Origin of the sequence: Massilia sp. CFBP9026, assembly GCF_034045165.1 — a bacterium.
Taxonomy (GTDB): domain Bacteria; phylum Pseudomonadota; class Gammaproteobacteria; order Burkholderiales; family Burkholderiaceae_D; genus Telluria; species Telluria arenae.
The window spans coordinates 383,211-399,284 of record NZ_JAXCWH010000004.1 but is presented as its reverse complement, the minus strand read 5'-3'; the positions used below and the strand labels follow the sequence as shown (position 1 = coordinate 399,284).

The 16,074-nt window shown below is 65.9% G+C and carries 17 protein-coding genes; 11 read left to right on the top strand and 6 right to left on the bottom strand.

What is annotated here, in order from left to right:
- Positions 1–24: 24 nt before the first annotated feature.
- Positions 25–966, bottom strand: coding sequence for a bestrophin family protein (locus SOM28_RS12920; protein WP_123070037.1), 942 nt, complete (start codon positions 964–966; stop codon positions 25–27).
- 159 nt (positions 967–1,125) lie between these two features.
- Between SOM28_RS12920 and hpaR the strand changes: the two genes are divergently transcribed.
- On the top strand, positions 1,126–1,614 hold the full coding sequence (gene hpaR / locus SOM28_RS12915) for a homoprotocatechuate degradation operon regulator HpaR (RefSeq protein WP_123070038.1): 489 nt from the start codon (positions 1,126–1,128) through the stop codon (positions 1,612–1,614).
- A gap of 191 nt (positions 1,615–1,805) precedes the next feature.
- Here the strand turns inward: hpaR and SOM28_RS12910 are convergent, their stop codons facing one another.
- Positions 1,806–2,351, bottom strand: a complete 546-nt coding sequence (locus SOM28_RS12910; RefSeq protein WP_221176181.1) for an SRPBCC family protein — start codon at positions 2,349–2,351, stop codon at positions 1,806–1,808.
- A 215-nt stretch (positions 2,352–2,566) separates the two neighbouring features.
- Between SOM28_RS12910 and SOM28_RS12905 the strand changes: the two genes are divergently transcribed.
- Positions 2,567–2,968, top strand: a complete 402-nt coding sequence (locus tag SOM28_RS12905; RefSeq protein ID WP_123070039.1) for a GFA family protein — start codon at positions 2,567–2,569, stop codon at positions 2,966–2,968.
- A 236-nt stretch (positions 2,969–3,204) separates the two neighbouring features.
- On the top strand, positions 3,205–3,486 hold the full coding sequence (locus SOM28_RS12900; RefSeq protein ID WP_147937213.1) for a hypothetical protein: 282 nt from the start codon (positions 3,205–3,207) through the stop codon (positions 3,484–3,486).
- 21 nt (positions 3,487–3,507) lie between these two features.
- Here SOM28_RS12900 and SOM28_RS12895 read toward each other — a convergent pair whose 3' ends face one another.
- Positions 3,508–4,920: an aminotransferase-like domain-containing protein gene (locus SOM28_RS12895; RefSeq protein WP_183407454.1), complete on the bottom strand. Its 1,413-nt coding sequence runs from the start codon at positions 4,918–4,920 to the stop codon at positions 3,508–3,510.
- A gap of 316 nt (positions 4,921–5,236) precedes the next feature.
- Between SOM28_RS12895 and SOM28_RS12890 the strand changes: the two genes are divergently transcribed.
- The 8 genes from SOM28_RS12890 to SOM28_RS12855 all read left to right on the top strand — a co-directional run bounded on the left by SOM28_RS12890 (position 5,237) and on the right by SOM28_RS12855 (position 13,632).
- Entirely contained in the window at positions 5,237–5,812 is a 576-nt protein-coding gene (locus tag SOM28_RS12890; protein ID WP_123070041.1) for an MSMEG_0567/Sll0786 family nitrogen starvation N-acetyltransferase, read from the top strand.
- Entirely contained in the window at positions 5,809–7,089 is a 1,281-nt protein-coding gene (locus SOM28_RS12885; protein ID WP_320468359.1) for an MSMEG_0569 family flavin-dependent oxidoreductase, read from the top strand. Before SOM28_RS12890 ends, SOM28_RS12885 begins: the two co-directional genes overlap by 4 nt.
- Before the next feature lie 285 nt (positions 7,090–7,374).
- A complete protein-coding gene (locus SOM28_RS12880; RefSeq protein ID WP_320468358.1) occupies positions 7,375–7,857 on the top strand; it encodes an MSMEG_0572/Sll0783 family nitrogen starvation response protein in 483 nt (160 codons plus the stop codon).
- A gap of 20 nt (positions 7,858–7,877) precedes the next feature.
- Entirely contained in the window at positions 7,878–8,867 is a 990-nt protein-coding gene (locus tag SOM28_RS12875) for a Nit6803 family nitrilase (protein WP_320468357.1), read from the top strand.
- On the top strand, positions 8,864–9,967 hold the full coding sequence (locus SOM28_RS12870; protein ID WP_320468356.1) for an MSMEG_0568 family radical SAM protein: 1,104 nt from the start codon (positions 8,864–8,866) through the stop codon (positions 9,965–9,967). The genes SOM28_RS12875 and SOM28_RS12870 overlap by 4 nt, the downstream gene beginning before the upstream one ends.
- A complete protein-coding gene (locus SOM28_RS12865) occupies positions 9,964–10,953 on the top strand; it encodes a sll0787 family AIR synthase-like protein (RefSeq protein WP_123070044.1) in 990 nt (329 codons plus the stop codon). Before SOM28_RS12870 ends, SOM28_RS12865 begins: the two co-directional genes overlap by 4 nt.
- Positions 10,946–11,233 (top strand): MSMEG_0570 family nitrogen starvation response protein, encoded by a 288-nt coding sequence (locus SOM28_RS12860; protein WP_123070045.1) that lies wholly within the window; start codon positions 10,946–10,948, stop codon positions 11,231–11,233. Before SOM28_RS12865 ends, SOM28_RS12860 begins: the two co-directional genes overlap by 8 nt.
- Positions 11,234–11,316: 83 nt before the next feature.
- On the top strand, positions 11,317–13,632 hold the full coding sequence (locus SOM28_RS12855) for a UvrD-helicase domain-containing protein (RefSeq protein ID WP_320468355.1): 2,316 nt from the start codon (positions 11,317–11,319) through the stop codon (positions 13,630–13,632).
- A gap of 70 nt (positions 13,633–13,702) precedes the next feature.
- On the opposite strand, the gene SOM28_RS12850 is transcribed toward SOM28_RS12855, so the two are convergent.
- From SOM28_RS12850 to SOM28_RS12840, 3 genes are all read right to left on the bottom strand, one after another.
- Entirely contained in the window at positions 13,703–14,482 is a 780-nt protein-coding gene (locus SOM28_RS12850) for a BPSS1780 family membrane protein (protein WP_123070047.1), read from the bottom strand.
- On the bottom strand, positions 14,483–15,451 hold the full coding sequence (locus SOM28_RS12845) for a homoserine kinase (protein ID WP_320468354.1): 969 nt from the start codon (positions 15,449–15,451) through the stop codon (positions 14,483–14,485).
- A gap of 61 nt (positions 15,452–15,512) precedes the next feature.
- Complete coding sequence (locus SOM28_RS12840) at positions 15,513–16,016, bottom strand: dihydrolipoyllysine-residue succinyltransferase component of 2-oxoglutarate dehydrogenase complex (RefSeq protein WP_123070049.1); 504 nt, start codon at positions 16,014–16,016, stop codon at positions 15,513–15,515.
- Positions 16,017–16,074 lie beyond the last annotated feature (58 nt).

Below are 16,074 nucleotides of genomic sequence, written 5' to 3'. Positions count from 1 at the left end.
GGCTTTGCTTTTCTCGATGGTTTGTCAGGTCAGGCAGTAGTGGACCGGCTGCAGCGGCGGCGGCACGTGCTCATCGCGCAGCGCATTGCGCAGGTCGATCTCGATGGCGCGGCAGATGGCGTCCAGCGGCAGGTCGTTGGGTTCGGTGCCGAACGGCTCTTCCAGCTCGTCGCCCAGCGCGTCCAGGCCGAAGAAGGTGTAGGCCACGATGGCGACCACGAACGGGGTCATGAAGCCGATCGAGTCGACCAGGCCGAAGGGCAGCAGGAAGCAGTAGATATGGGCGGTGCGGTGCAGCAGCAGCGTGTACGAATAGGGAACCGGCGTGTTCTTGATGCGCTCGCACGATGCGGCGGCGGCGGTCAGCGCCGACAGGGTGTTGTCGATATTGGCCGCCAGGCAGGCTTCGATGCGCCCCTCCTTGATGCAGCGTTGCAGGTCGGCGCCCATTTGGCGCATCAGGCTGTCGGGCTTGTTGTGGGCGCGCGCCATGTCTTCGGCTTCGTCCGGCAGCAGGAAGGTGGCCAGGTAGGGCGAGCCGGGCTGGTCGCGCAAGTGATCGCGCAGCGCGTGGACGAAGGCAATCGCGCGGTAGATGACGCGAACCCGTGTATCCTGCAAGCCATTGCTTGCAAGTGCAGGCCGTGGATCGTCGATCAGGCTCGTGGCCTGGCGCGCCAGGTTACGGCAGCGCAGCACCAGTTCGCCCCACAGCTTGCGGCCTTCCCAGAAGCGGTCGTAGGCGGAGTTGTTGCGAAAGCCGAGGAAGATCGCGATCGGCAGCCCGATCAGCGTGAAGGGGATCGTGGTGAGGGTGATCTTGAGGTCCCACAGGTCGCCGTGCGACCAGGTGACCAGGGTGGCCACCGCAATATTGACCAGCAGGGTAGGCAGGATGCGGGGCAGGACCGAGCCGCGCAACAGGAGGAACAGCTTGAGCCCGGAAGGGCGCTCTCGGATAATCACGGTACCGACCGCATTCGCAAAAAAATAGACGGAGTCAAGGAAAACTCACTAATATATTCGCAGTTAATCACTAATATCTTAGTCAGTCAAGCGATTGCGCTTGCGCTTGTACTCACGCGATTATCTTGATGTAGACCATTTAATAACTCGGAGCACGCATTGGCCCGCCGTATCACTCACCGCAACCTGCCCCAGCTTTTCCTGAAAGCGCGCGAATCGTTGATGTCGCATTTTCGTCCCATCCTCAACCACTTCGGCGTGACCGAGCAGCAATGGCGGATCCTGCGCGTGCTGGACGAGCACGAGCAGCTGGAGCCGCGCGAGATGTGCGACCTGTGCCAGATCCTGAGCCCGAGCATGACCGGTGTGCTGTCGCGGATGGAGGAACTGGGCCTGGTCGAACGCCAGCGCGTGGCGGCTGACCAGCGCCGCATCTGGGTGCGGCTGGCGCCGAAGGGGGACAAGCTGATCGACGAGATCGCACCGCTGATCGAGCAGCAGTACACCTTGATCGAGGCGGCGTATGGCAGCGGGGTGGTCGATGACCTGTCGCGGGCGCTGGAGGGATTCATTGCGGCGCAGGCGACGCCGGTGCAGAGGGTGGAATTGCCGGCGACGACGAAGGCGGTCAATAGCCGTCGGCCTTGAATAGCCGTCGGCCGTGAACCATTAAGTTAGCTTGTAAACGTCATTCCCGCGGAGGCGGGAATCCAAGTCAGTTTGCGTCGAGGTAGCGCTTACAGAATTGGTAGAGCGAAGAACTTGGGCCCCCGCCTTCGCGGGGGCGACGTGCTGACGCTAGCGGATAAGGTCAGCACGTTTCAACCTGCAAGCGTCGATCAATGCTGATCGATCTTTCCACGCCAGCCACCAGTCTCGCTGCCGCGCTTCTCGAGCAGTTCCTTGAAGTTGGACAGGTTCGAGCGCGCTTCCATGCGCACGGCGCCCAGGGCGTCGCCCAGGGTTTCCAGCGGGCCTTCCGGCTCGTAGTCCATCTGCAGCGCGATGCGGGTGACGGTGTCCGAGATCTTGTGGAAGGTGACCACGCCGCCGTTCTTGACGCCGGTGACGCTGCGCCAGGCGATGCGGTTGTCCGGGATCTGCTCGGTGATCTCGGCATCCCATTCCTTGTCTTCGCCAGCCACGTTGGCCTTCCAGTGCAGGTGCTTGTCGTCCAGCTGACGAATCTCTTTCACGCTCTTCATGAATTGCGGGAAGTCTTCGAACTGGGTGAACTGGTTGTAGGCGGTACGCACAGGGACGTTGATTTCGATCGTCTCGACGATCGACGAGCTGGCGCCAAAGCCACGGTTTTGCTTGAGTTTCTTCGACAGCATTGCGCCGCCGACGGCCAGTGCGGCCACGGTAACTACACGACCCAACATAGTGTTCTCCTTAGGTTTCGCCCTGACGCGTTGCGCCTGGGCTCGAATGAATGCACTTGCGAACGGGGTTCGCGACCTTGTCGCGAATCTGTCATTAAAATAAGCGAAAAGACAATGGAGGGGCGCGCGGCTGGGATGCCATTTCGGAGAAGTTGCGCGATGTTAATATGGTTTCCTGTGTGAAATCGACGAAAATGCCATCAGGGGAGATTCAGATGAGCTTGCAAGGTGGATGCTTCTGCGGGGCGGTGCGCTACGAGGCGCGCGGCGAACCTTTCAACAGCACGCTGTGCCATTGCACCGATTGCCGCAAGGCCTCGGGCGCCCCGGCTTTCGCCTGGTTCAGCGTCAAGACGACCAGCCTGCACTGGACCGCCAGCGCGCCGCAGCGCTTCCGCTCCAGCGAACATGCGCTGCGCAGTTTCTGCCCGTCCTGCGGCACCACGCTCACCTGGCACGACGAGCGCTGGCCCGACGAGATCGACCTCGCCACCGCCAGCCTGGACGATCCCGAACAGGTGCCGCCGGCCGACCATACCTTCGCGCGCAGCCGGCTGGGCTGGCTGAAGCTGCAGGACGGCCTGCCGCAATACCAGAAGACGCGCTCGGAAGGTTAATAGGTGGATTTCATGCGGCCCGCATTGTCATCCGTGCAGGAAGGTGCGAGCATGGAATCATCGTGACTTCCCGGAAAGCACCCGCCATGAGCGTCCCATCGTCCAATCGCAAGCGCCGCCAACTTTGCCTCGCCCTGCCTGTTGCCGCATTCGCAGGAGTGGCGGGCTCTGCCGCACAAGCCCGTACCTTGTTTCCGGCCGGGATCGGTCACACCAATCACCATACGGGATTCGAGGTGGCGCTCAAGTTGGACATGTTCGGCGAGGTCAGCAAGCCGGTCGTGGTCGCGCAGAATGCCGAGCGCATCACCTTGCGTGGCGTCCATGGCGATACGCCGTGGGCCCTGGAGTTTACGATCGCCCGCATGGACTACCAGGGCAACCTGCGTGTGCAGGCCAGGCTGACGGGTGACGGCGAAGTCCTGGCCGCGCCGATCCGGACCGCCGTGATCGGCCAGCGGGTCGTCGTGCGCGCCGACGACCAGATCAACGTCGCGATGCTCGTCAGGCGCGTGTAGCGGCGACAAGCGCGCCGGCGTTCACACGCCATGCGCCACACACGGGGGCGGATGCCGCAGCGCCTGCCCCATGAGTTCCAGCGCATGCTGGATCTGGTAACGATCGGCCATGCCGCCCACGCACACCCGCACTGCTTCCGGCGCCATTCCCGGCGCCCCGACCGCGAACGCATCGCTGGCGACCACCGCCACCCCGGCCGCGGCCATCGTCTCGGCGAATTGTCGCCGTCCCCACGGCGCGGGCAGCCGCAGCCATAAATGAAAACTGTCCGGCGTCGCGTCGAGGCTCGCGCCGGGCAGGGCGCGCAGCGCGATCTTGTGGCGCACCGCGCATTCCTTGCGGATCGCGGCCAGCATCAGGTCGGCCGTGCCGTCGCGGATCCAGCGCGTCGCCAGCGCCGCTGTGATGGGCGAGACCATGGTCGTGGTGGCGCGGATGGCGGCCGTCAGGCGCGCCGTGTAATGGGCGTCCGGGGCCACCAGGAAGCCGACCCGCAAGCCGGCGCCGACGCATTTGGCGAGGCCGGCGATATAGAAGGTGATGTCCGGCCCCATGCTGGCCAGCGGCGGCGGGCCGGAACGCGGCAGGAAGCCGTAGGCGTCGTCCTCGATGATCGCCACGCCATGAAAGCGCGCCACCTCCACCAGCGCCTGGCGCCGCTGCGCCGACATCACCGCCGTGGTCGGATTCAATAGCGTCGGATTGCAGTACAGCGCCTTCGGCGCGTACTGGGCGCAGGCGGCGGCGAAGGCGACTGCATCGATGCCCTCGCTGTCCATCGGCAGCCCCACCAGTTTCAGGCCCAGCTGGCCGGCCAGCGCCCGCAATCCCGGATAGGTCAGTTCTTCGCAGCAGACGACCGAGCCCGCGGGCGCGATCGTGGCGAGCACCGCCAGCAGCGCACACTGGGCGCCCGGCGTGACCAGCATCCGTTCCTGCGGGACCACCAGGCCGCGCCGGCGCAGCCAAAGCGCGCCGGCTTCGCGATCGTCGCGCGAGCCGCAGAAGTCCTGGTAGCGCAGCAGGTCGCGCAGCCGGGCGCCGACTTCGGCATAGCCGGCCTGCATCAGTTGCGCCAGTTCGGGCGACGCCGGCTCGGGCGGCATATTCATCGACAGGTCGATGTTCGGCCTCCCTTCGACCGCGCGCGGGATGGCGGGACGTCGCTTGCCGCACACGAAGGTGCCGCGTCCCACCGTCGAGTCGACCAGCCCGCGCCGCTGCGCCTCGACATAGGCGCGCGCCACCGTGGTGAAGTCGATCCCGAGACCGGCGGCCAGCCGGCGCTGGGCCGGCAGGCGCTGCTCCGGCATCAGGCGGCCGGTCGTGATGTCGTCGGCAATCGCATTGGCGATCTGCTGGTAGAAGGGCAGGGCGCCGGGCGTGTTCGCCTTCTTCAGCCTGGGCATCCAGCCATCGAATTTCTTGCTCATTGCCGCCAACCTCCATGACGTTTGCGAAGGCGCGCGCAAGCACCGAAAAGGCTCAACACGCACCCGCATGATGCGGTATCCGCGACATCGTGTGGCGGCCCCCGGCGCCGATTGTATGCAGCGAATGTATGGAGCCCGCGGATGACGCAAAAAACCGCCTCCCTCGTCTGCCCCGATGCAAGGCGCGTGCCAGAAGCGGCGGCCGCGCCGTCGCCGCGAATGACCGCAAACGCTTGCAGTCAAGTCCAGCGTCCGGCGCGATTGATTGGCACGCCCCATGCATTCAATCCATGCATCGCCTGCCAGGAGATCGATCATGATGAATGAGCTGCCTCTCGCCTATCTGCCCAGCGAGTTTCGCGTGAAATGGGTCACCCTGCCATGGGAGGCCCAGCAAGCCTACCGCCTGCGCCGCGCCGTGTTCTGCGAAGAGCAAGGCATCTTCGCGCACGACGATCGCGACGCGGTCGACGAACGGGCGCAGCTACTGGTCGCGCTGTCGTGCCTGGCCGGCATGCCCGACCAGGTGATCGGCACCGTGCGCATCCACGACGAAGGCAGCGGCCTGTGGTTCGGCTCGCGGCTGGCCGTCGATCCGGCCTGGCGCAAGCATGCCCGGCTCGGCATCACCCTCATCCGCCTGGCGGTGGCCAGCGCCGGCGCGCTGGGCTGCAGCACATTTCGCGCCCACGTGCAAAGCCAGAACGTGCCCCTGTTCCAGCGCCTCGACTGGCACGTGCTGCACGAGGAAACCCTGCTGGGACGGCCGCATCACCTGATGCAAGCCGACCTGGCCAGCTATCCGCCCTGCCACACCCCGCAAGCCGGCTACGCCGGCCTGGCGGCCAGGCCGGCATCGTCGTCCAACCTTCCCACCGGAGAACCAGCATGACCATCCCCACCATCCTGCCTGCGCTCGATGCGCACTACGACGTCGCCATCGTCGGCGGTGGCCAGGCCGGCCTGTCCATGAGCTACTACCTGCAGCAGGCCGGCATCGGGCACATCGTGTTCGAGAAGCACGTGCAGACGCATGCCTGGCGCACCCAGCGCTGGGACGCGTTCTCGCTGGTGACCCCGAACTGGCAATGCCAGCTGCCCGGCCACCCGTATGCCGGCGACGATCCGCACGGCTTCATGCGGCGTGAGCAGATCGTCAACTACCTGGACGGCTTCATCGCCAAGGTCAATGCGCCGGTGCGCGAGGGCGTCGAGGTGCGCGAGGTGGCGCCTTTGGCGAGCGGCGGCTTCGCGCTGCGCACCAGCATCGGCGAGACCACGGCCGGCCAGGTCGTGGTGGCATCCGGCTGCTACCAGGAGCCGATCGTTCCGCGCCTGGCCGAGCGCCTGCCGGCCGGCATCGTGCAGCTGCACTCGGCCGACTACCGCAATCCGCACAGCCTGCCCGAAGGCGCGGTGCTGGTGGTCGGCTCCGGCCAGTCCGGCGCGCAGATCGCGGAAGACCTGCACCTGGCCGGCCGCCGCGTTCACCTGGCCACCGGCGACGCGCCACGCTGCGCGCGCTTCTATCGCGGCCGCGACGTGGTCGACTGGCTGGCCGACATGGGCTATTACGACAAGTCGGTCAGCGAGCATCCCTTGCGCGAAGGCGTGCGCGACAACACCAACCATTACGTCACGGGCCGCGACGGCGGCCGCGACATCGACCTGCGCGCCTTCGCGCTGCAGGGCATGCGGCTGCACGGCACCCTGACAGATCTTGATGGGACGCGGCTCGGCTTCGCGCCCAACCTGAAGGCCAACCTGGATCAGGCCGACCAAGTTTACAACCGCATCAACGCCTCGATCGACAGCTGGATCGCGGCCCAGGGCATCTCTGCCCCGCCCGGCGCCGCCTACGTGGCGCCATGGGAGCCGGACCCCGCGCAGGCCGACATGCTCGACCTGCGCGCCGAGGGCATCGCGGCCGTGATCTGGTGCATCGGCTTCGCGCCCGATTTCAAATGGGTCAATGCGCCGGTCTTCAATGGGCGCGGCCATCCGGTGCATGCGCGTGGCATCAGCAACCAGCCGGGCCTGTATTTCCTGGGACTACCGTGGTTGCACACCTGGGGTTCCGGGCGCTTCTCGGGCGTGGCGCGCGATGCCGAGTACCTCGCGGAGCACATCACCGACCTGGCAGGCGCACCGGCGCTGCGGTATGCCTGACATGCCAAGGTGCAGCGCGCGCGCCGTGATGTGGCATCTGCCGCACCGCCGCGATGCAACCCCGGCACGCTTCGCTTTAAACCTGCCGCCGTCATTGACTGGACGGTTTGACAGGATCGCTGTCGCGCACCGCGCCGGCATGCCTCTTGGACGGCGGCTTGAATGGACAACGCTCCATTCAATGCCTGCCCGAAGCGGCATTGACTGGCACGGAGCATGCAATCAATCCCCCTGTGCGGGCCTCGGTTTCCCGCACCAATTCAACCACTAGACAGGAGCACTACCATGCCAGCAGTTACCCAAGCCAAGCACCAGAAAGGCGACTTCTTCGTGGACTACGAGGAGAAGGTATTCGAGGACGTCAAGGCGAAGCCGGGCGAGAAAGCGCTGGTAACCTTCCACACGGTGGCCTATGAAGGCTCGATCGGCTTCGTCAACATGCTGCAGGCCACCCGCCTGCAGCGCAAGGGTTACGAAACCTCGATCCTGATGTACGGACCGGGCGTCACCCTGGGCATCCAGCGCGGCTTCCCGACCATCGGCGACGAGGCTTTCCCCGGCCACCAGAACTACAGCAAGCAGCTCACCAAGTTCATGGAAGAAGGCGGCAAGGTCTACGCCTGCCGCTTCGCGCTGCAGGCGCTGTACGGCCATGGCGAACCGGCGCTGGTCGAAGGCATCCGTCCGATCAGCCCACTCGACGTGCTCGACCTGAAGCTGCTGCACCTGCGCGACAACGCGGTCGTCATCGATACCTGGACCCTGTAGGCACCGGAGGAGGGCGGACCATGAACCAAGCGAACAGGGTGGTCAGGGCGGCGGCGGTACAGATCGCACCAAGCCTGGACAGCGCCGACGGCACCGTCGCCAAGGTCTGCGACGCCATCGCCGAGGCCGCGTCGCGGGGCGCGCAACTGGCGGTGTTCCCGGAGACCTTCGTGCCCTACTATCCCTACTTCTCCTTCATCCGGCCGCCCTTCGAGCAAGGTCCCGAACACCTGCTGCTGTATGAGCGCGCGGTGGTGGTGCCGGGACCGGTGACCCACGCCGTCGGCGCGGCGGCGCGGCGCCACGGCGTCGTGGTGGTGCTCGGCGTGAACGAACGCGACCACGGCTCGCTGTACAACACGCAGCTGGTGTTCGACGCCGACGGCGAGTTGATCCTCAAGCGGCGCAAGATCACGCCGACCTACCACGAGCGCATGGTCTGGGGACAGGGCGACGCCAGCGGCCTGAAGGTGGTCGACAGCGCCGTCGGCCGCCTCGGCGCGCTGGCCTGCTGGGAGCACTACAACCCGCTGGCGCGCTACGCGCTGATGGCGCAGCACGAAGAAATCCATGCCGCCCAGTTCCCCGGCTCGATGGTCGGGCAAATCTTCGCCGACCAGATGGAGGTGACGATCCGCCACCATGCGCTGGAATCGGGCTGTTTCGTCGTGAACGCTACCGGCTGGCTTACCGACGCCCAGGTCGAGGCGATCACGCCGGACCCAGAACGCCGCAAGGCGCTGCGCGGCGGCTGCTGCACCGCCATCGTCTCGCCCGAAGGCAAGCTGCTGGCCGAGCCGCTGCGCAGCGGCGAAGGCATGGTCGTGGCCGACCTGGACCTGGCCCTGATCACGAAACGCAAGCGCATGATGGATTCGGTCGGCCACTACGCGCGGCCCGAACTCCTGAGCCTCATGATCGATCCGCGCCAGACGGCGCCGATGCAAACCATGCAGACGGCCGAGCCGCACGGCACGCAGACCTCAACCCAAGCACTGGAGCAGCCATGAACCCCATGAACCAGCAGTTGATTGCGGAATTGCAGTCGGTCGGACTGAGGCTGGGCGATACCAGCGTCGGCGCGCCCAGCCGGCGCGGCGGCGCCGGCCCGACCGACCACAAGGCGGTCACGATCGACGGCCACACGGTGATGGTCCCGGTGCATACGGCCAGCTCCTGGAGCTCGCCCTACGTCGCCGCGCCGCGCGCCGACGGTTCGACCCGCATCGTGCGCGACGGGATCGAGCTGGCCGTCGTGTCTTTCCCGCGCCAGCCGCGCTTCTACAAGCTGCAGACCTACGACGGCGTTCCGTATTCGAAAATCGCCACGCTGCACGGCGCCGACGTGCTGGCGACCACGGTCCTGCAAAGCTGCATCCGCTACGAAAGCCGGCGCAAGTCCTGCCAGTTCTGCGCGATCGGCCAGTCGCTGGCGGCCGGCCGCACCATCCTGCGCAAGACGCCGGAGCAGCTGGCCGAGGTGGCGCGCGCCGCGGTGCTGCTCGACGGCGTGAAACACATGGTCATGACCACCGGCACCCCGAACGCCACCGACCGCGGCGCGCAGATCCTGTGCGAGAGCGCGTTCGCCGTCAAGTCGGCGGTCGACCTGCCGATCCAGGGTCAGTGCGAGCCGCCCGACGACGATGCATGGTTCCGCCGCATGCGCGATGCCGGCGTCGACTCACTGGGCATGCACCTGGAAGCCGTGACGCCGGCGGTGCGCGCGCGCATCATGCCGGGCAAGGCGAGCGTGCCCCTGGAACGCTACTTCAGCGCCTTCGAGGCGGCGGTCGACGTGTTCGGCGCGGGCCAGGTCAGCACCTACATCCTGGCCGGCCTGGGCGACACGCCAGACGCCATCCTGGCCGTGAGCGAGCGCCTGGTGGGCATGGGCGTGTATCCCTTCGTGGTGCCGTTCGTGCCCGTGACCGGCACGCCGCTCGAAGACCATCCTGCGCCCGATGCCGCCTTCATGCGCGCCATCCTGGCGCCGCTGGCGGAGATCCTCGCGCGCGGCAATCTGCGCGCGGCCGACATCAAGGCCGGTTGCGGGCGCTGCGGGGCCTGCTCGACCCTGTCGACCTACGAAAAGCGGCCGGCGGCATGAGGGACACCACGCTGGAAGCGCTGGCCGAATCCCTGCGCGCCAGCCCCGGTTTCGCGCACAAGCGCGACATCGAGGGCGTGCTGCCGGCCCTGCGCGGGGCCGCGCCCAGCGGCGTCGCCATCGGCGACGATTGCGCCGCGATTCCCGATGGCGACGGCTACCTGCTGTTCGCGATCGAAGGCTTTTTGAATCAGTTCGTCGAGCGCGAACCGTGGTTCGCTGGCTATTGCGGCGTGATGGTCAACGTGAGCGACATCTATGCCATGGGCGGACGGCCCACCGCGGTCGTGGATGCGCTGTGGAGCCGCGGCGGCGAGGCCGCCACGCCGGTGCTGGAGGGGATGGCGGCGGCCTCTTTCGCGTATGGCGTTCCCATCGTCGGCGGCCACAGCAATCGACGCACCGACCGCGAACAGCTGTCGGTCGCCATCGTCGGCCGCGCACGGCGCCTGCTCACGAGCTTCGATGCGCGGCCGGGCCAGCACCTGGTCGCCGCGATCGACTTGCGCGGCCGCTTCCAGGAACCGTATGCCTACTGGAATGCCAGTGTGGGCGCGTCGCCGGAGCGCCTGCGCGCCGACCTCGAGATCCTGCCGACGCTGGCCGAGGACGGCCTGGCGATGGCCGCCAAGGACATCAGCATGGCGGGCGTGGTCGGGACGGCGCTGATGCTGCTCGAATGTTCCGGCATCGGCGCCGTCATCGACGTCGATCTGGTGCCGCGCCCGGACGGCGTCGACCTGGAACGCTGGCTGGGCGTCTTTCCGAGCTATGGCTTCCTGCTCGGCGTCGACGACGCCCACCTCGACGCCGTGCTGGCGCGCTTCGCGGCGCGCGGCATCGCCTGCGCCGCGATCGGCCGCACGGAAGCGGGGAGCGCCGTCACGCTGCGGCGCGGCGCCGAACGGGTCGCGCTGTGGGATTTTGAACAGGAAGCCTTCATCGGCTGCAGTGAAGAACGCAATAGGGGAGGAAATCATGCCTGAAGTACGCTTTGTGGTCCGCTGGCCGGATGCCAGCACCGACGATTGCTATTCGCCGTCGACAGCCATCAAGGAGCATCTGGACGCCGGCACGCCGTATGCGCTGGCCGAGTTCCTGGCGCGCAGCCGTAGCGGGCTGACCGCCGCCAGCGAGCGGGTCCGCGCCAAATACGGTTTTGCCTGTTCGTCGGCCATGGACCAGCTGGCGCGCATCGAAAGGAGGGCGGCGGCCTTCCAGGATGACTGCGAGGCAGTCGTGCGGGTCGAACGATTTCTATCCTGACTTCGACCTGAGCGCATCCGGCAAACGTTGCGGCGGTGCGAACTGGATGGGCATACAGTAAAACGCGGCGGTATAATGGCCGGATGCAGACCCTTCTTCACAACCTTAATCCCGAACAATTGGCCGCCGTCACTCTGCCATCGCAGAGCGCGCTGATCCTTGCTGGCGCCGGTTCCGGCAAGACGCGCGTGCTGACCACGCGCATCGCCTGGCTGATCCAGACCAACCAGGTGTCGCCCGCCGGCATCATGGCGGTGACGTTCACGAACAAGGCGGCGAAGGAGATGCTGACCCGTCTGTCGGCGATGTTGCCAATCAATACACGCGGCATGTGGATCGGCACTTTCCACGGCCTGTGCAACCGCCTGCTGCGCACGCACTACCGCGACGCCGCGCTGCCGCAGACCTTCCAGATCCTCGACTCGCAAGACCAGCTGTCGCTCATCAAGCGCATGCTCAAGGCGCACAACGTCGACGACGAGAAGTATCCGGCCAAGACCCTGATGTACTTCATCAACAACGCCAAGGACCAGGGCCTGCGCGCCTCGCAAGTCGAGGCCTATGACCCGATCGAGCGCCGCATGGTCGAGTTGTACGAGTTGTACGATCAACAGTGCCAGCGCGAGGGCGTGGTCGATTTCGCCGAGCTGCTGCTGCGTTCCTATGAACTGCTGGCGCGCAATGGTCCGCTGCGCCATCACTACCAGATGCGTTTCCGCCACATCCTGGTCGACGAGTTCCAGGATACCAATGACCTGCAATACAACCTGCTGAGATTGCTGGCAGGGCAGGGCGAGACCGGCGGCGGCGCCATCTTCGCCGTGGGCGACGACGACCAGAGCATCTATGCCTTCCGCGGCGCCAACGTCGGCAATATGTCGGCCTTCGAGCGCGACTACCATGTCAAGAACCTGATCAAGCTGGAGCAGAACTACCGCTCGCATGGTCACATCCTCGACAGCGCCAACTACCTGATCGCCAACAACACCAAGCGCCTGGGCAAGAACCTTCGCACTGATGCGGGCCAGGGCGAGCCGGTGCGCGTGTACGAGGCCTCTTCCGACCTCGAAGAAGCGCAGTGGATCATCGAAGAGGCGAAAAGCCTCATGAACGAAGGCATGCCGCGCAACGAGATCGCGATCCTGTACCGCAGCAATGCGCAAAGCCGGGTGATCGAGCACGCGCTGTTCGCGGCCGGCCTGCCGTACACCGTCTACGGCGGCCTGCGCTACTTCCAGCGCGCCGAGGTCAAGCACGCCATCGCCTACCTGCAGCTGATGGACAATCCGCACAACGATTCGGCTTTCCTGCGCGTGGTGAATTTCCCCACCCGTGGCATCGGCGCGCGCTCGATCGAGCAGTTGCAGATGGCGGCCGACAGCTACGGCATCTCGCTGTACGCGGCCGTGCCCTATATGAGCGGCAAGGCCGGCACGGTGCTGGGCGGTTTCGTGAAACTGATCGAAGGCGCGCGTTTCGAGACCCAGCAACTGCCGCTGCCCGAACTGGTGCGCGTGGTGCTCGAGCACAGCACCTTGCTCACGTATTACGGCAACGAGAAGGAAGGCGCCGACCGCATCGAGAACTTGGAGCAGATGGTCAATGCCGCGACCCAGTTCGTGCAAGAAGAAGGTTTCGGCATCGGCGCACCTGCCCACCTCGGCCCACCATCCCAGGCCCAGGCCGGCGAGGCGGTGGTCTACCAGGACGGCATCGAGATCATCGACGGCGGCGCGCCGCTGCCGACCGTGATGTCGCCCCTGTCCGCCTTCCTGTCGCATGCCTCGCTCGAGGCGGGCGATGCCCAGGCCCAGGCCGGACAAGAGGCATTGCAGCTGATGACGGTGCACTCGGCCAAGGGCCTGGAATTCGATGCGGTGTTCATCACCGGCCTCGAAGAAGGCCTGTTCCCGCACGAGAGCAGCGCGCGCGAAGCCGAGGGTGTGGACGAAGAACGGCGCCTGATGTACGTGGCGATCACGCGCGCGCGCCGCCGCCTGTACATGAGCTTTACCCAGCAGCGCATGCTGCACGGCCAGACGCGCTTCAATATGAAGTCGCGCTTCTTCGACGAATTGCCCGAGGAAGCCCTCAAGTGGCTGTCGCCGCGCGTGCAGACCGCCTGGTTCGGGGGCCGCAAGCAGACGACGGCCTGGGACGATGCCAAGTTCCGCGACGGCGGCAGCGACAACAAGATCGCGCAGCAGATCACGCAGAAGTCGGGCAATGGAACCGGGTGGCGCGTCGGTGAATCGGTGTCGCACGCCAAGTTCGGCGAAGGCGTGATCGTCAATATCGAAGGCGGCGCTGGTGCGGCGCGGGCCCAGATCAATTTCGGTTCGGCCGGGATGAAGGTGCTGGACCTGTCGATCGCGAAGCTGGAGAAGCTCGGCCGTTGATCGCGTGTGACGCCGTCGTTAGCGCCGTAGGGTAGGGTGGACGGCTACGCCGTCCACGCGTTCGACGACACTACTTATCCAGGTTAACCTTGTCGCCCGGCGCCGTATCCGGCTTGCCGAAAATCTCCCGATACCCCGCATACATCGCGCACTGCAGCAGCAGGATGAACAGGAAGATCACCCACATGATCACCACCCGCGCCAGATTGTTCCCGCCCAGCAGCATGGCGATCACCATGCACACCGCGAAGAAGATCGCGAACCAGGCCAGCAGCAGCACCAGGAACACGCCGGCGCTGCGTTTCACGGCGAAGAAGCTGTAGAACACGGCCTTGAACGGCGGCATCTTTTGCCAGTAGGTGAGCGGGGCGGCGAAGCATAGCGAGATCAGCGCCGCGACGTCGACCGCGAAGATCAGGAACATTGCCAGCACGTCCGATCCCGCCAGCACGGCCGGGGTGCCGGTCGTGCCCTGCGCCCGGACCTGTTCCCAGAACGTCGCATCGACGGCGAAACGGGTGATCAGCGCCAGCACCAGCGACACGCCCAGGTAGACCACGCCGACCTTGCACAGTTCGCGGAACACCGGCTTGCGGAATCCCGTCAGCAGCACCGCGGGCGAGACCCGCTGGCCGCTCTCGATCAGCGAGCAAGCCATCATGAAGGCCATCGAGAACGAGGGAATCAGCACCACCGCCACCATCGGTCCCAGCAGCGGCACGGCGCTGATCAGGATGCTGATGAGGATGTTGGCGAACAGCAGCGTGGTGAGGGCCGCGGGTTGTTGACGGAACAGGCTGGCGCCGCGTTTGAGCCAGATCCAGCCGGTGATAGCAGGCAAATTGTTCATTTAGGGCAGATTCGGCGCCGGGCAAGCGATGCGCTCGCGCAGGATGCGTTCGAAATGGGTCGGATCGTGCGGCGTCAACAGCTCGGCCGCACGGGGAAGATGCAGATCATACAGGCGCGACAGCCAGAAGCGAAGCGCGCCGGCGCGCAGCATCGGCTGCCAGGCTGCGCGTTCGTCGTCGGTGAATGGCCGCACTTCATGGTAGGCGTCCAGCAGCGCACGGACCCGGGCTGGGTCAAGAACGCCAGTCGCCAGGTCGACGCACCAGTCGTTGACGGTCACGGCGACGTCGTACAGCCAGGTGTCGACGCCGGCAAAATAAAAGTCGAAGCAGCCGCTCAGGCGCTCGCCCTCGAACATCACGTTATTGCGGAACAGGTCGGCGTGCACCGGCCCACGCGCCAGCTGCGCATAGGTGGCGCCGGCGGCGAATTCGCTCTGGTAGGCCACTTCACTGCGCAGCAGCGCGGCTTCGGCTTCTTCTAGATACGGCAGGACGGCCGGCGCGGTCTCCACCCACCAGTCCAGGCCACGCAGATTGGGCTGGTGCAGGGCGAAATCCTGGGCCGCCAGGTGCATGCGGGCCAGCATGCGGCCCACTTCGCCGCAGTGCACCGGCTGCGGGTCGAGCTCGGAGCTGCCTTGCAGGCGGCTGACGATGATCGCCGGCTTGCCGTGCAGCGCGACTACCAGTTCGCCATCCGTGTTCGGCACCGGCGCCGGCACCGGAATGCCACGTTCGGCCAGGTGGGCCATCAGCTTGACGTAGAAGGGGAGCTGGTCGAAGCGCAGGTTCTCGAAGATCGTCAGCACATACTGGCCGGAATGCGGCCCGTGCGCGGTGTTCAAGAAAAAATTGCTGTTATCGATGCCGGAGGAAATGCCTTCGAGCCCGACGGCCTGGCCGAGCGGGTACTGCTTGATCCACTGGTGAAGGTCATCCAGCGAGACCGCGGTAAATACTGCCATGTGCTAACAAAAGAGTAGGTGAGAGCCCACCGCCGCAACACAAGCGCCGCGGCTGGCGGGATCATTGTTTGGTGGTCGGCTCCAGCGCGGGCGGCGGCGGCACGTCGGCGCGGGCGGGCACGCCCGGACGCGCGGGGGCCGGCGCGACCGGCTGATCGGCTGTGTCCTGCTTCTTGGGATTGCCAAAGTCGAATTCCATCACCGTCCATTGTGGGGCACGGATGTTGTTGGCAGTGGCATCGCCGGGTTGGGCGTTACCTGGTGCAACGTTGGGTTTCATGGTGTAGCGGCTCGGGCCGCTTTCTACCTCGACCTGGGTGACCGTACCGTCATTGCTGCGGCGCTCGGTGATCTTGGTGCGCTCGCGCGGCGGAATCGTGGTCGCCGGCGTGTCGCTGCCCGGCTCGATGCGTTCGAGCTGGGGCGGGGCATCGCTGGGACGCTGCTGGTTCTGCGGCGGGGTCGGCGTCGATTGCGTCGGGGGCAACGCCGACTGCTGGGCCGCGGCCGAGCCGGCGAGCAGACAAAGCGTCAGGAGGGCGAAGCGGGGTGTCGAGCGCAGCATGATGGTCACCTAATGTCGTTTAGTCCATTGTAGCAAACAGCGTCCCTTCCCTGTGAAA